Origin of the sequence: Paenibacillus sp. E194 (genome assembly GCF_000935845.1) — a bacterium.
Taxonomy (GTDB): Bacteria; Bacillota; Bacilli; order Paenibacillales; family Paenibacillaceae; genus Paenibacillus_B; species Paenibacillus_B alvei_B.
Map to the genome: position 1 here is coordinate 1 of NZ_JMDX01000154.1, position 14682 is coordinate 14682.

Consider the following 14682-nt stretch of genomic DNA (forward strand, 5'->3'; position numbering starts at 1 on the left):
GATACGAGTGCGCTTGTGCACATCAATGCTGCCAAGAAATAACCTCTAAGGCATTGACGATGGCGACTATTATGGTAGCAACGCTTCCAATTGTATGTGTGTACCCGTTCTTGCAGCGTTTCTTTGTGAAAGGTGTGTTGATTGGCTCGTTGAAAGAGTAGCGATTGTTTGATCTGCTGGACATTTGGATGCGTTTAGAGCAACCTTGCTTTAAACATAGATTACAAGAACGAAAGGGGAAAAAGCCGTGAAGAACAAAAAAATCTTCTGCTGAGTGTGTTGTCTGTTTTTATGGTATTCACTCTGTTAGTAGGATGCGGCAGTGGGAAGACAAGTGCTCCACCAGAGAATGAACCTGTGAAGCAAGGCGACACGGGACAAGAATCAAGTGAAACTCCGAAGAGTGACCTGTACGAATTGGGCAAGGAACCACTTGAAGTATCGTTCTATGGCAACTATGGTTGGTACCAGCTGCCGAAATGGGGTAAGGATCCTGCTTCGAAGTGGATACAAGACAACTTGAAAATTACGGTCAATGGAATCAGTTCAGGTGGTAACAATGCACAGAAGCTGCAAACGATGATTGCGGGCAATGAGCTTCCTGATATTATCTGGACTGACAGAGGGCCCGATATTGAACGTCTTCGTGAGGCTGGTATGCTCGTACCATTAGATGAGTATATTGACAAGTACCCGAATTTCAAGAAGTATTTGACTGAAAATCACAAGGCATTGCTCCGTTCGCCTGATGGCAAGATCTATCAGGTACCGAACTATTATACACAACAGCCGAACGGGAACGCAGGTTATGCTATCAACAAAAAAATCTATAAAGCTCTGGGCTCTCCAAAATTGGAGACGACTGACGACTTGTATGCATACTTGCAAGCTGTGCATAAGAAGTACCCAGATGTCACTCCATTTGAAACGGGATTGGCTAAAGACGGTCACGGTATTGACCAAATCTTCTCTTCCTTTAAAGAAAACAACTTGTCCCTTACCCGATTCTTTGCTGTTCCAGATGGTGATAAAATGGTCTCCATCTATAAAGATCCAGGCTTCCGTGAATCCGTAGTATATACGGCGAAGCTGATGCGTGAGAAGCTGATGACGCAAGATGCGAATACGCAAACAGAAGACCAAGTAAGAGAAAAAGCGATGAATGGTAAGTTTGCCGTTATTGCAACTTTCGATCCGATGAAGATGCTTGCTGTAGCAGATGAGGAATTGAAGAAGAAGGATCCGGAAGACGGCTATATGTTTATTAAACCGATTGTAAAACAAGGTCTGGATGCTAGCAAAATCTATCCAGGAACATATAACCAGCTTGGATGGAACGTAGCTGCGATTACAACAAATGCGAAAAATCCAGAGGCCATATTCGCGATGCTTGACTGGATGACAGGACCTGAAGGCAGCATGGTGCTGAACTGGGGACCTCCAGGAGCTGATGGGTATTGGGATGGATTTGAAGCTGATGGCATGACTCCAAAATTTAATAAAGATAAATACATGAATGATCCGAAGACGCTTTCTGAAATAAATGGTAAAGCTGGCGACTTGGTATGGGTGGGCAATACAATGTTCATGGATAATACGAAAAAGCAAATGTTGTCTACTGTACCAGCAGATAAAATTGATTTCAGCAACCGCTGGCAAATGGAAGTAACATGGGCTTCGCAAGGTGACTTCACGGAGTTCCTCGGCTGGGAGCCGACTCCAGATAGTGAAGAGGGGATTGCTAGACAAAGTGTTAGAGATATTTGGTTGACAGCTAGAGCAAAATCCATGTACGCGAAATCCGATGAAGAAGCACTGCAAATTCTGGATAAAGCACATGATGATTCCATGAAGGTTGGTTATCAGAAGTTCCTTGACCATGTTACAAAAGTTTGGACGGAGAATAAGAAAGCAATGGGTAAATAATCTACGGAACGAAGGCTCGCTGTCTGCCAGCGGGTCTTCGTTCTTTTGATCAAATCTTTTATTTTGAAATCATCTGACTGTTCAAATGATAGTTGAACTTGTTATACTTTGTTTAGGGAAATGCTGGAACGAGAATTGTATTGACTGCATCGTTTGGGGGGCCTCATTCATGTATAACGTGTTGTTAGTTGATGACGAGATGCTTGATCTGGAAGGAATGAAGCAATTCATTCCTTGGGAAGAGCTTGGGTTAGAAGTTGCAGCAGCGGTAAATAACGCCTTTGAGGCTTGTCATATTATAGATAGTACGCCTATCGATATTATCGTCAGTGATGTAAATATGCCGAATATGTCCGGGTTGGAGCTGGCCCGCAGGGCGATTGAGGTAAATTCCAATATTCGAATTATTTTTGTAAGCGGTCACCAAGATTTCAGTTATGTGAAACAGGCATTATCTTTGAAGGCCTACAGCTATGTACTCAAGCCGATGAATGATGATGAGCTTATCGCTGCACTCGAGAAGGTGAAGCAGGATCTTGATGATGACCGGAAGCGTCGTGATGTGGAGGAAGCCTATCAGCATATGATTCCGATGGCGAAGAATGATTTGCTGTTGCGGTTGGTTGACGGGCAGTGGAGAAGTGAGCAGCAGGATGGAATGATGAAGCTAGTTGCCTCTTATGGGCTTGACAAACTGAATTGGCCTGTCCGAGTTGCTGTTATGGAGCTTGACTATATGACCTGGACGCAAGAGCATACGAGCTTGTCACAAGAGGTTACAACGAAGGAATTCCTGTATGCGGTCAATGAGGTTGGATTGAAGCATCATATGCCACATTGCTGCAAGTTGACGCCTCATCGGATGATGGTGCTGATTCATGATCAGTATTTAGACCCTTTCATTGATGATTTATATAAGGTGATTGAGGCTCAGTTCTCCGTGACGATGACAGTTGGGGTTGGGGAACCAGTAAATGGATTGGAACAGCTCTATCTCTCGTTCCAACAGGCAACTAAAGCGGTTGATGGCAAAATGTTTATTGGCAAAGGGAGGCTTATCCGCTATGAAGCGGTGAGTTTGAAGCCCGAAATGATGGATGCGCGTACATTGGAACAACGTATGGAGGCACTATTTCACGCTTTGATAGAATATGAACTGGTTTGTATTTACGATGAGATAGAGAGGCTGTTCGAATCTGTGAGCATGCTTCGTTCTAAGTTTACCGTACATAATCTTGCGATGTTCATCATATGGAAGTTGGATGAGCAATTGAAGACAAAGGATGAGAATCTGTTCGATATATTGGGTATGGAGCTGCATAACTTGGATATTCTGCTGCAATTTGATACGGTGAGCGATATTCGCTCCTGGCTCGTCAGGAAGACATTTGAGATATCTGAATATTTGCGCAGCAAATCTACCTCCAAGAATAATCGGCTCATTCGAGAAATGATTCAAGTGATGAAGGATAAAATGAGCGAGAACATTACACTGAAGGACGTGGCGCATCAATTCTCATTCTCACCGAACTACTTGGGATACATGTTCAAGGAGGAGACTGGGAAGTCGTTCAGTGAAGTACTTATACAGCTTCGTATGGAGCGGGCTCGCGAGCTGCTGCATGAGAGCTCCATCAAAATCTATGAAATTGCTAATCAGGTAGGCTATCGATACCTTCCCTATTTTAGCAGACAATTCAAGGAAGCATACGGCATGACTCCGATGGAGTATCGCAAGCGGGAAACATGATAGGGGAGAAGTCAATGAACGAACAGCGACCGAAGTTCCGCTATTTGCCGATTGGCTACAAACTCATGCTGACTTATATGGTTTTCATCATTGTTCCTGTATTAGTCATAGGACTTGTCTCCCATTCCATGTATGATCAATCGATTCGCAAGCATACTCGGAACAATATACAAGGAACACTGCTGCAGATTCGCGATAATATTGAATATAAGATGAAGGATGTAATCCGCATATCTTCTATTTTGTATGGCGATTATGAGCTGTATCGATATTTACGCAGCTATGAAGAAGGCTGGGAAAATTATGATCGCATTACGAAGTATGTTATTCCTAAGATAGAAGCAGCATCTTCGTCAACTGGAATGAAACTGTGGGTTTCTGTTTTTTTTCGTAATGAATCAATAAATGAGATCCATCACAGTACCTTTGGGAAAGAGAATCCAACGGATTATAACTGGCCCTACGAAATTTATCATTTGAATCGAATTAGAGATAAGGATTGGTATAAGAGCTTTCCACCCGAGAAGTACAGCGTCACAATGAAGTGGAGCCAAATTGAGCGCGATGCGGAGAACAGTCGGATATCTCTGCTGCGTCGGCTAGTGGACACCAATAACCCTCTGAAGCTGCAAGAAGTTGGATTTTTGCGCATTAATGTTGCGATCTCGGAGCTGTTCGATAGTATTAATTATTCGAAGATTGGAAATGACAGCGTAATCTACCTAGTGGATGAACAGGGGAGAAGCATCTATCAGTCTGGCAAGTTGCCTGCCAATGAAGCGGATACGCAGAGCAACTATTTGACGATCCAAGAGACGGTAGGGAAGCAATCTTGGAAGCTGGTCGCTCATGTGCCTCTCTCCATCATACAGGAAGATTCGATGAAGGTTCGATTGTTTGTTATTTTTATTTGCTTGATTTGCTTTATTGTGTTGTCATTCGCAGGGGTATTCATCTCGAGATATTTCTCGGTTAGGATAACGAAGTTCGTGTCAGTGCTCAATGCTTTCCGGGAAGGCGATCTGCACAAACGAATTTCCTATCGGGGCAAGGATGAATTTTCTCAAATTGCTACTGCATTGAATAATATGGGCGAAAATGTTGAGGCCCTAATTAAGGAAGTATATTTGACACAGCTGCAGAAGAAGGAAGCGGAATTGGAGATGCTACAATCGCAAATCAATCCTCATTTCCTGTATAACACGTTGTCCTCCATTAATCGTCTAGCGAAGTTCGGGGAGAATGAGAAGCTGCAGCAGATGGTATTAGGACTGGCGAAGTTCTATCGACTTGCGCTTAACAACGGCAAGCTGATGATACCGGTACATAATGAGTTGGAGCAGGCACAGGCTTACGTAGATATTCAGAAAATTAAATATGGCGATCGGATTAGTGTTATGTTCGATATTGACCCATCTGTATGGCCGTATAGTACGGTAAAGCTGATTGTACAGCCATTTATTGAAAATGTATTGGAACATGCTTGGTGTGGAGATCGAATCTTCATTCGAATTGTAGCAAAGAAGGATGGGGATGACCTGCTGTTCCGGATCATCGATGATGGGGTAGGTATGACCGCTCAGCGAATCCATGATATTTTTGATGGAAGAGACCATGTGAATACAGGCTATGGCATTCGAAATGTAGATCAACGTATTAAACTGCACTACGGAGCAGAGTATGGAGTTACAATTGTGAGCGGACTTGGCATTGGTACATCTGTATCCATACGTATACCAGCAGAGGTATCATGGCAAATAACTTCCCAATAAGCGCCAGACATCCTGTATAATAGATGATTATGAATCCATGCTCAGAAATGGAGGAAAATCAATTGAATGCTCGATCATTGGCCTTTTTGGCTGTTCGGCTGGGCGCTCTCTATTGGATCGTGACCGCCTTCTTAGAGTTGGCGAAGATTGCAGCTGCGCTGGTAAATATGATCTCCTCGATGATTCATATGGAGGTTGGAAGTGAAAATATTGTATACACCAATTTCGTCATACTGCTCCTCCCTGTCCTTGTTCCGCTTATTGGAGGAATCATCCTATGGTGCACGGCAGGTTCATTATCGAAGGTGCTAGCACCGTCTAAACTACGTGATGTGACTTTAGTGAAGACACAAGATGCAGACGTATCTAGTAGCGGCGAGGAAAGTGTGCTTCCGATGCGCAGCCAGACGCATTCTGCGAACCCGGTGCTTCGCACCACCCTTCATATCGGACTAGGTATTGCTGGTATTATGCTTCTCGTAAACAGCATCCCGGAATTTATCAAGCTATTGATTATGCTCTCGAATCAAGAAGTGGCTTTATTTGCAGAGCGGGCTTGGACGGATGACAGCGCCAAGTTCATAGAAGTGATTGTACAGATGCTTCTTGGGATTTGCCTTGCAGCGGGGGCGGGTGGGATTGCTCGTTTTTTACTCGTTCAATGGAATAAAATACGGTTAGTTCTCTACATAAATACATCGGCTGAACCTTGCTCTAGTGGCGAGGTCAGCCGATGTATGTTTATTTACGCGCGTATACGATTCCAATTGTGTTCGGTCCACAGTGGCTGGAGATGACGCAACCACAATCCGACAGGATCACATGTTTTGCGCCCGTCTTCTCTTGCAATTCTGCCTGAATCATTTTGGCATCTTCAGGCGATAAGGAATGAGTGACGAATACGATATCCTTGTCCATCTCATCTACATGATCCAGTGCATTTTGCTTCAACTGCTCAAGTGCCTTCTCGCGTTTGCCGCGAATTTTATTGGCCGCAATCATTTTTCCATCTACAACTTTAATGACAGGACGAATGCGAAGCAGGCTGCCAATCAAGTTCTGCAGACTGTTGCAGCGTCCGCCCTTATATAGATAATCAAGTGTATCGATGATGAACTCGGTTTCCATTTTGCCGCGAACGTCCTCAACAAGCTTTACCGTCTCTTCCAGAGATATGCCTGATTCCAGCGCTATTGCTGCCTTGAGAACTTGAATCCCGATACCGGTGGACAAATTCAAGGAATCGATGACAGTTACAGAGCCTTCTCCGAGCATATCCCCGGCAATAATGGCATTCTGAATGGTGGACGATAAGTGGGAAGACAACCCGATATACAGAATTTTACGGCCTTCGTTCACAAATGGCTCAAATGCCTTTACAAAATCAGCTGGAGATGGCGAAGATGTCTTCGGCAGCTTACCGCATGCATCAACTTGCTGGTACAATTCCGGAGGGGTCATATCCACTCCATCACGATAAGCGTCGTCACCGAAAGTAACATATAAAGGGATAATGCCAACTTCATAACGTTCAAGTAGTGATTTCGGCAAATCGCATGTGCTGTCCGAAAATATTTTAATGTGATTCATTATGCTTCCTCCTGAAAGGTATGTAGCTACTATTAGGCTATAAGGAAATGTTACTCAACTAGACATTTAATCATTATACTGCAAAAGGAATGGACTTACATAATCCGAATTGAGTGAATAGGCTGAAAAAATATTCCAAATAGGACGCGAGATTGCGTTTGCTTAAGACGTCACGTTATACTGAAGCAAGATAACAGCATGCTGAACTGTTTCATAATCGGGTACAGCTTGCTTGTGGAAGTACATACGGAAAGGACATGCAGACATCAAAGATGAACAAGATGAATATGGAAGCAAAGGCATTTAGACGAATTCAATGGGGTTTGTTATTTTTTATTGATTACGCGCCGTGGGGCGTTGATCTTCTGCCGGATATCGTAGGCTTTGCCTTGGTATTTAGCGGTGTAACACAATTGATATCCGTATCTGATCGCTTCTTGGTAGCGAAGCGAGTATGCATCCCGCTGATCGTTCTAGCGGTGTATGAGCTGCTGCAGCCGATGCTGCTAGGCGGAGTCAGTGCGGATGCGAGAGCATGGATTGGAGTGTTTCGCAGTATAGCAGAGACGGGGTTGAACATCACACTAGTAACCTTCATGTGTAGTGGTTTGCGCGAATATGCACTGCGCCGTGACTGGGGCTACATTGCAAATATGGCCCGTAGACGATCCATCTATTTTACAGTTGCACTCGCTTGTTCATTAAGTATGCTCGGATTCGCGTTTGCATCACCGATGGTATTCTCCGCTATGGCGGCGCCGATGTTCTTGCTATATATTATCGTTGTGTTCATGTTAATGGGATTGTTCGGCCAAGCTGCGAAGATGGTGCAGAAGTCAAGTAGCTGAGCGTAAGAACGATTGAAGGGGGAACAGCAGTGATTCGAATTCATTGTGATGCAGCAACGAGACAGGGGCAGGGCAGACGAAATGAAGACCGGATGATTGCACTTCCCGAACAGCAGCTATATGCGGTCATCGATGGTGTATCTGGATTGGAGCCGATTACAGATGAGGAAGGGCATACAGCGGGAGAGATGGCTGCCTTAAGTATTGCTCGTGGTCTGGAATCTATCACTACTACAGCAGCTATCGATTCTCCACTTGATGTGATGCGTGCTCGACTCATGGATGCAAATCGCAAATTGGATAATACGATTCGCCAATACGGCATCGCTCCACAGGATACAGGACGAAGGTTCGGTGCGGTTCATGCCGCTGTGTGGCTTGATGAGTATTATGCGTATTGGACGCAGACGGGCGATTGCATGATATACGCGCTATATGAATCCGGGGAGGTTCGAGCTGTAACTTATGACCGAGTTGCTCCCTTCGATGAGCGAGCCTTGTCAGCGTGGATGGAGCATGAGGAGGATTGGATAGAGCATAGGCAGCCAGAAGAGATTCGGCAGCTGCTGAGGCAGAATCGTTCCCGTGCGAATACAGAGTTCGGTTACAGCGTCCTTAATGGGGATGAGGCCGTGCAGCATCGCATAGAATATGGGGCTCTCCCACTCCAGGGAGTTACGCATATTCTGCTTGTATCGGATGGCATTTACCCTTGGCGTGTAGATGAAGAACAGAGCAGTATGGAGCGGTGGTTCCAATACATCATTACTACTGGGATGGAGCAATGTGCCGCCGCCTTGGAGGCGCATGAACGAATGGATCCCTACTGCAATCAGATACCTCGATTCAAAATGTGCGACGACAAGAGCGGTATTTTGTTATCAATTGAGCGAATCTAAATATAGGCCCAAATGAGAACGATTAAGTCGTTTCTCATTTGGGCCTTCGTACTAGAGAATCCTATTTGGAGGAGAATAGGGATGCGAATTCCTCATAACCCTCTTCCTCCAGCTTTTCTTTTGGAATGAACCGCAGGGCTGCAGAGTTAATGCAATAACGAAGACCAGTTGGGGTAGGGCCATCATCGAATACATGTCCCAAATGGGAGTCAGCCAGTTTGCTCCTTACTTCCACACGAACCATGCCGTGAGTAGTATCCAACTTATTCTCCACATGATTGGAATGAAGCGGCTTCGAGAAGCTTGGCCAGCCGCAGCCAGCATCGAACTTGTCCAACGAACTGAAGAGCGGCTCACCAGATACGATATCCACATAGATTCCTTCTGCTTCGTGGTTCCAGTATTCATTGGAAAAAGGGGGCTCTGTGCCATTCTGCTGGGTTACCCGATACTGGATTGGCGTCAGCTTCCCTTGAAGGGCTGCACGCTCTTCATCGGAGACTCCCCAATGGTTCACGATGTAGGCATCTCTGCCCGATGCGGAGCGATAGCGCTTGTAGTGGGCTGGATTCTTCTGATGATAGTTTTGATGATGCTCTTCTGCTGGGTAGAACGTGCCAGCGGGAACTATCTCAGTAGCGATTGGTTTATCGAATCTACCGCTCTGCTCCAATTCTTGCTTGGATTGCAGTGCAAGCTGAAGTTGTTCCTCATTGTGATAGAAGATAGCTGTTCGATAAGACGAACCGCGATCATGGAACTGTCCGCCTTCATCTGTAGGATCAATTTGCTGCCAGAATAGCTCGAGCAGCTTCTTATAAGGGAATAGGGCAGGGTTGAATGTAATTTGGACGGCTTCGGCATGCCCGGTTGTCTCAGAGCATACTTCTTCGTATGTAGGATTGTCAGTGTGTCCTCCTGTATAGCCAGACACAATCGAATGGATGCCAGGAAGCTCTTCGAACGGCGTGACCATACACCAGAAGCAGCCACCGGCAAAGGTTGCTTTTTCAAGTGAAGGATGATGATTGGATTGTTCTTTGCTCACGATGGGGAAGCCTCCTTATGATTAAATACGTATATCTTCATCATACCCAATTGTTATCATTCGAACAACGCCAGATCTGTAATAGAGCGAGAAAATAGAGAGAAATGATGGTTGAACAATTCGATTACCGGTGTTATGATTAGTTCACTGAAAAAACGAATACTCCAAAGGGGAGTAGCTAGCACAGTAACCGTCGTCATTACGGGATACGCCACAACGCGCATCCTCGGCGCTACTGGCAACGTATAACGTTGTTTGCGAGACCTTTGCCACGATGGTTGCGTTGGTGAAGGTCTCTTTCTGATCGGAACGCCGTTACCACGATCGTGGTAGCGGCGTTCATGTTTTTTACAGTATTTATACATACTAACGTCAAGGGGGAACTATCAATGGAGCTATTTTCATTAGAGTTCTGGACCACACTGCTGTCCATTGTCGTCATTGACTTGGTGTTAGCAGGAGATAACGCCATTGTTATCGGTCTAGCGGCTCGCAACCTACCGAAGCAAGATCAGAAGAAAGTCATCATCTTCGGTACGATCGGAGCAGTAATCATTCGAGCACTTGCCACTTTAGGGGTTGTATGGCTGCTCAAAATTCCGTTCCTACTCGTGATTGGCGGAGCCGTGCTCATATGGATTGCGATCAAGCTCATGGTCGAAGAGAAAGATCATAATGTGCAGGCGGGAGGCAGCTTTTGGGCGGCAGTTCGAACGATTATTATTGCAGACGCGGCGATGGGGCTTGATAATGTACTTGCGGTAGCGGGTGCGGCGAATGGACATGGATTGCTTGTCGTACTGGGACTTGCAATTTCCGTTCCTATTGTCGTATGGGGAAGCACGATTGTGCTGAAATTTATCGAGCGCTACCCAATCATTATCACCATCGGATCAGCGGTGCTCGCGTGGACAGCGGCGAAAATGTTCGTCAGTGAGTTCATGAAGTTCGATTCGCTAGCCGGACTCTTCTCGAATCCATTCATCAAGTATGGATTTGAGATCGCACTGGTGATCGTTGTCGTGGCAGTTGGACTGTCCATTAAACGAAGCCAGCAGGCCAAGAAAGCAGCGCAGGCATCACAAGAGCATAAACGTGCACAAGGGGAATAATGTACGGTCATCAAGATATAGCATCAAATAGAAAAGGGGCTGCCTCAATAGGGTAGCTACAAGTGAGTCAGTCCCATAAGACGTGCAGAGACGCTTCCAACTCCACTGTATTTATGGGGATGGAAGCGTCTTTTTGCATGCATATTCATGCCTATGTGGGGCTTCAACATTCAACATCCAAAATTAACTTTTGAGGCAGCCCCTTCTTTCTTATTCGAACTTCGGAAGCCAATCTCCGTGAGCCTCGATCAGATCATCGCATAAGGATACGATATCATCCAGGCTTAGTTCTGCTGCTGTATGCGGATCGAGCATGGCCGCGTGGTAGATGTGCTCCTTCTTCCCTGTCATGGCCGCTTCTATCGTAAGAAGCTGAGTATTGATATTCGTGAGGTTCAACGCTGCAAGTTGTGGCGGCAGATCGCCAACATAGGTAGGCGTAACTCCGCTGCGATCAACGAAGCATGGAACCTCAACACATGCATTGCGCGGCAAATTGGTGATAAGTCCCGTATTCATAACGTTGCCACCTAGTTTGAATGGTGTTCCTGTTTCCATAGCATCGAAAATATATGAGGCATATTCATGGGTACGGTGGTGCTCAATATGTTGGTTATTGACGAGCTGTTCACGCATGTTTTTCCAACCTTCAATTTGGTTGATGCAGCGTCGAGGGTATTCATCAAGTGGAATGTTATACTTCTCGATCAGTTCTGGATATTGTTTCTTAATGAAATATGGATGGTATTCAGCGTTATGTTCCGAGGATTCCGTCACGTAATAGCCGAATTTGAACATAAGTTCATAACGCACCATGTCGGTGTGCTTTGTCTTTTGTTTCTCCAAGGCAAGGCGTTTAATTTCTGGATATAAGTCCTCGCCATTGCGAGTTACCTCGAGGAGCCACGCCATATGATTAATGCCTGCAATCTTCGCACTTACACCTTCACTGTCGATGCCAAGATCATGGAACAACCAAGGTACGCATACTTGAACACTATGACAGAGTCCTACTGTTTTGATCCCGCCGTATGTGTTCATCACATTGGTCAACACGGCCATTGGATTTGTATAGTTCAGGAACCAAGCATCTGGGCATACTTCCTGCATATCTTTGGCGAAATCAAGCATGACAGGGATTGTTCTCAGATTACGGAAGATACCTCCGATTCCGAGTGTATCCGCAATGGTTTGACGAAGGCCATACTTCTTCGGAATTTCGAAGTCTGTTATTGTGCATGGATCGTACCCGCCAACTTGAATCGCATTCACTACATATTTTGCGCCGCGCAGTGCTTCCTTGCGATCCGTGTAGGCCACAACGCTGCAAGTGCTTCCAGTCGTAGAGAGCATATTGGTCAACATGCTCTCGGAATCACGAAGACGTTCGTTGTCAATATCGAACAAGGCAAGTTCGAATCCTTGCAGAGATGGAGTGAGCATGCAATCTCCTAATACATTTTTGGCAAATACGGTGCTTCCTGCTCCGAGAAATGTAATTTTACTCATACGCCTTATCATCCTTTCGTTCCAAGCTGCCGTCATGAAATGTAAGGGAACATCGATATGGTGTGATGCAACTTGGAAATGATTGTTGTACAATTAATGTATCTGAATCGATTAAGGCTTGGTATGGGGAAAACGAATGTGTATATGGAGGATTGTTGTCAGTCTAGGAGGGAACCGGATGGGAGAACTAGCAAATCTCGCAATTAATGAAGCACCTTCCAAGGGAGAACTGTCCGTATTGTTCTGCGGCCAATCGATCACGGAACCTCTGCACCACGTAGGCCCTAGTGTCCATGATTATGGGATCGTGCATTGTGTACAGTCTGGCAGAGGGAAATTTACGATTAGAGGGGTTGCCTATGAAGTTGGGGCAGGAGAGAGCTTCTTCATCTTCCCGGGGGAGCTTCATCATTATGTAGCTGATGAAGCAGATCCTTGGCAGTACCGCTGGATAGGATATCGCGGCAGCGGTGTCGAACAGCTGTTGGCGATAATAGGCATTGGGCCGCATGCACCAATTGTTCAAGGCTATCGCATTCATCGAGTAGAAGCGTTGTTCCGGAATGTATATAAAGCACTTCAGATAGGGGGCAGTGCTGGGGACATGGAAGCTGAGGGCTATATGCGTGTTGTTCTTGCTGAATATGCACGTACTACTGACAAAGGTTCTGATGCGAATAACGATGATAAACGCTCCGATATCGAACGTCAGGTAGAACAAGCGGCTCGCTGGCTGTCGCTGCAGTTTGATAAATCCATATCCATTGACGAACTTGCACATACGCTAGGTTATCACCGCACCTATTTATCGAAGATGTTCCGCAAACAAATGGGGGAATCGCCTATGCAGTTTTTGCTGCGCATCCGGATGGAGCGCGCCAAAACATTGCTGATGACGACAAGGTTAACTATCGAGCAAATTGCTGCGGCTGTCGGATACGAAGATGCTCTTTATTTCTCGAAATTGTATAAAAAATGGTATTCACACTCTCCTTCCTCTCATCGAACCGAGATGCAGAGTGGCAAGCCGTCAGGGTGTTTATATTTTTGAATACGCTTTCGTGATGGGATCCATAAAAAAGCATCCCATTCAGCAGAGGCTGTGTGGGATGCTTGTAGTTCGTTACATGAGAAAATAAAGTGCGGTAATGACTACCGCTGACAGGATAATAAACCATATCATATGCTTCAAATCACGATTAAGAACCTGTATATCTGTTTTCAATGCTTGCTCTTTGCTGGAAGGCCCGCTCTCTTTCTTCATTTGTTTCTCCGTGTTCGTTGTCGTCATTGTTATTCTCCTCGTCTGTAAGTGATTGTTGGATTGTACAGGCGAGGGGACGAGCCACGAACCTAGAAGTGAATTTGAGAGGCCTCAAGTATTGACTGCGCAGTAAAATCATATACGGCGTATCAAATCTGTAACTGGGCAGCCGGCTCCTCAAGAGGGCGATCGCGATATAGAGAATGAATAAGATGAACCACGAAGGCATGGAAAATTGCTTACTAGACTGAACCTGATGAATGCCTACTACAGAGCTTACATGCTCAGGATACGTAAATGCGGATTTATCAGGATGCATGAACATCGTTTCATTCGAAGCAAGAGGGGTAAGTGCTGCACATACGATAGCAAGCACACTAAGTACAAGCAATATATACCTTGGCATACGGGCATGTATAAGGCGCATCTTATCCCCTCCTTCCTCTCTATGATCCATGACTAGTTAAGAAGACAGTATCATAACTGGATTGGAAGAAGCAATAGGATCTTCTGTATCCTACCGCTTAGTCATCATCTCGTTGCGACTGATGACCTGCATTGAAGTTGCTATTGTGAATTACCGAGTGTCACTCGTTTTAACCCGGGCAATAGTGCAAAAGCAAATGTAACCAGTGGGGATACCCACAGGAAGAAAGCATATGGCATGTAATCCAGTACGGTAAGACCAAGCGCGCTTGTCATCATTGCACCGCTGACCCCCCAAGGAATAAGCGGATTCACTAATGTTCCGCAATCCTCCAATGTACGAGATAAGGTGAGTCGTGGAATGCCACGCTTATCATATTCGGATTCGAACAATTGGCCCGGAATCAGAATCGACATGTATTGTTCGCCTGTAATCATATTCACCCCGATTGAACTAAGTCCGCTTGTGACAACAAGTCCTTCCTTGGTCTTCACAGGTGCAATCAGACGATTGAACATCGTTTCAATAATGCCTGCA

General features: G+C 45.4%; 14 protein-coding genes and 1 pseudogene. 10 read left to right on the forward strand and 5 right to left on the reverse strand.

Features of this window, described 5'->3' with window-relative positions; translation table 11 throughout:
- From AZ66_RS32865 to AZ66_RS19415, 5 genes and pseudogenes are all read left to right on the forward strand, one after another.
- A pseudogene (locus AZ66_RS32865) lies at nt 1–161 on the forward strand (carbohydrate ABC transporter permease); the annotation flags it as partial.
- 130 nt (nt 162–291) lie between these two features.
- Nucleotides 292–1926 carry an extracellular solute-binding protein gene (locus AZ66_RS19400; protein WP_044356334.1) on the forward strand — a complete coding sequence of 545 codons (1635 nt, stop codon included), beginning with the start codon at nt 292–294 and terminating at the stop codon, nt 1924–1926.
- 169 nt (nt 1927–2095) lie between these two features.
- Nucleotides 2096–3676 carry a response regulator gene (locus tag AZ66_RS19405; protein ID WP_044356335.1) on the forward strand — a complete coding sequence of 527 codons (1581 nt, stop codon included), beginning with the start codon at nt 2096–2098 and terminating at the stop codon, nt 3674–3676.
- A gap of 14 nt (nt 3677–3690) precedes the next feature.
- Complete coding sequence (locus AZ66_RS19410; protein ID WP_021261836.1) at nt 3691–5448, forward strand: sensor histidine kinase; 1758 nt, start codon at nt 3691–3693, stop codon at nt 5446–5448.
- 62 nt (nt 5449–5510) lie between these two features.
- Nucleotides 5511–6245 (forward strand): hypothetical protein, encoded by a 735-nt coding sequence (locus AZ66_RS19415; protein ID WP_044356336.1) that lies wholly within the window; start codon nt 5511–5513, stop codon nt 6243–6245.
- Here the strand turns inward: AZ66_RS19415 and AZ66_RS19420 are convergent.
- On the reverse strand, nt 6190–7038 hold the full coding sequence (locus AZ66_RS19420) for a DegV family protein (RefSeq protein ID WP_044356337.1): 849 nt from the start codon (nt 7036–7038) through the stop codon (nt 6190–6192). The genes AZ66_RS19415 and AZ66_RS19420 overlap by 56 nt on opposite strands.
- A 272-nt stretch (nt 7039–7310) precedes the next feature.
- Between AZ66_RS19420 and AZ66_RS19425 the strand changes: the two genes are divergently transcribed.
- A complete protein-coding gene (locus tag AZ66_RS19425) occupies nt 7311–7886 on the forward strand; it encodes a hypothetical protein (RefSeq protein ID WP_231586956.1) in 576 nt (191 codons plus the stop codon).
- Between the two features lie 29 nt (nt 7887–7915).
- Nucleotides 7916–8785 carry a protein phosphatase 2C domain-containing protein gene (locus AZ66_RS19430; RefSeq protein ID WP_044356338.1) on the forward strand — a complete coding sequence of 290 codons (870 nt, stop codon included), beginning with the start codon at nt 7916–7918 and terminating at the stop codon, nt 8783–8785.
- Between the two features lie 61 nt (nt 8786–8846).
- Here AZ66_RS19430 and msrA read toward each other — a convergent pair whose 3' ends face one another.
- Entirely contained in the window at nt 8847–9833 is a 987-nt protein-coding gene (gene msrA, locus AZ66_RS19435) for a peptide-methionine (S)-S-oxide reductase MsrA (protein WP_082061658.1), read from the reverse strand.
- A gap of 111 nt (nt 9834–9944) precedes the next feature.
- Between msrA and AZ66_RS31510 the strand changes: the two genes are divergently transcribed.
- The gene (locus AZ66_RS31510) at nt 9945–10082 is read left to right on the forward strand and encodes a hypothetical protein (protein ID WP_155987322.1); all 138 of its coding nucleotides are present in this window, start codon (nt 9945–9947) and stop codon (nt 10080–10082) included.
- 140 nt (nt 10083–10222) lie between these two features.
- Nucleotides 10223–10945, forward strand: a complete 723-nt coding sequence (locus tag AZ66_RS19440; protein ID WP_021261830.1) for a TerC family protein — start codon at nt 10223–10225, stop codon at nt 10943–10945.
- Nucleotides 10946–11155: 210 nt separating this feature from the next.
- Here the strand turns inward: AZ66_RS19440 and AZ66_RS19445 are convergent, their stop codons facing one another.
- Nucleotides 11156–12454, reverse strand: coding sequence for an alpha-glucosidase/alpha-galactosidase (locus AZ66_RS19445; protein WP_044356339.1), 1299 nt, complete (start codon nt 12452–12454; stop codon nt 11156–11158).
- 178 nt (nt 12455–12632) lie between these two features.
- On the opposite strand from AZ66_RS19445, the gene AZ66_RS19450 reads away from it, so the two are divergent.
- Nucleotides 12633–13505, forward strand: coding sequence for an AraC family transcriptional regulator (locus AZ66_RS19450; protein WP_021261828.1), 873 nt, complete (start codon nt 12633–12635; stop codon nt 13503–13505).
- Nucleotides 13506–13577: 72 nt separating this feature from the next.
- Here AZ66_RS19450 and AZ66_RS31515 read toward each other — a convergent pair whose 3' ends face one another.
- A complete protein-coding gene (locus tag AZ66_RS31515) occupies nt 13578–13745 on the reverse strand; it encodes a hypothetical protein (RefSeq protein ID WP_156160027.1) in 168 nt (55 codons plus the stop codon).
- 540 nt (nt 13746–14285) lie between these two features.
- Nucleotides 14286–14682 (reverse strand): Na+/H+ antiporter NhaC family protein (locus AZ66_RS19455; protein ID WP_044356340.1); only part of this gene is annotated, 397 nt, incomplete at its 5' end.

Excerpts from the sequence above, each read along its gene's own strand:
- AZ66_RS19420 (WP_044356337.1), bottom strand. The coding sequence starts at position 7,038 with ATGAATCACATTAAAATATTTTCGGACAGCACATGCGATTTGCCGAAA.
- AZ66_RS31515 (WP_156160027.1), bottom strand. The coding sequence starts at position 13,745 with ATGACGACAACGAACACGGAGAAACAAATGAAGAAAGAGAGCGGGCCT.
- AZ66_RS19440 (WP_021261830.1), top strand. The coding sequence starts at position 10,223 with ATGGAGCTATTTTCATTAGAGTTCTGGACCACACTGCTGTCCATTGTC.
- AZ66_RS19400 (WP_044356334.1), top strand. The coding sequence starts at position 292 with ATGGTATTCACTCTGTTAGTAGGATGCGGCAGTGGGAAGACAAGTGCT.
- AZ66_RS19450 (WP_021261828.1), top strand. The coding sequence starts at position 12,633 with ATGGGAGAACTAGCAAATCTCGCAATTAATGAAGCACCTTCCAAGGGA.
- AZ66_RS19410 (WP_021261836.1), top strand. The coding sequence starts at position 3,691 with ATGAACGAACAGCGACCGAAGTTCCGCTATTTGCCGATTGGCTACAAA.
- AZ66_RS19425 (WP_231586956.1), top strand. The coding sequence starts at position 7,311 with ATGAACAAGATGAATATGGAAGCAAAGGCATTTAGACGAATTCAATGG.
- AZ66_RS19405 (WP_044356335.1), top strand. The coding sequence starts at position 2,096 with ATGTATAACGTGTTGTTAGTTGATGACGAGATGCTTGATCTGGAAGGA.
- AZ66_RS19445 (WP_044356339.1), bottom strand. The coding sequence starts at position 12,454 with ATGAGTAAAATTACATTTCTCGGAGCAGGAAGCACCGTATTTGCCAAA.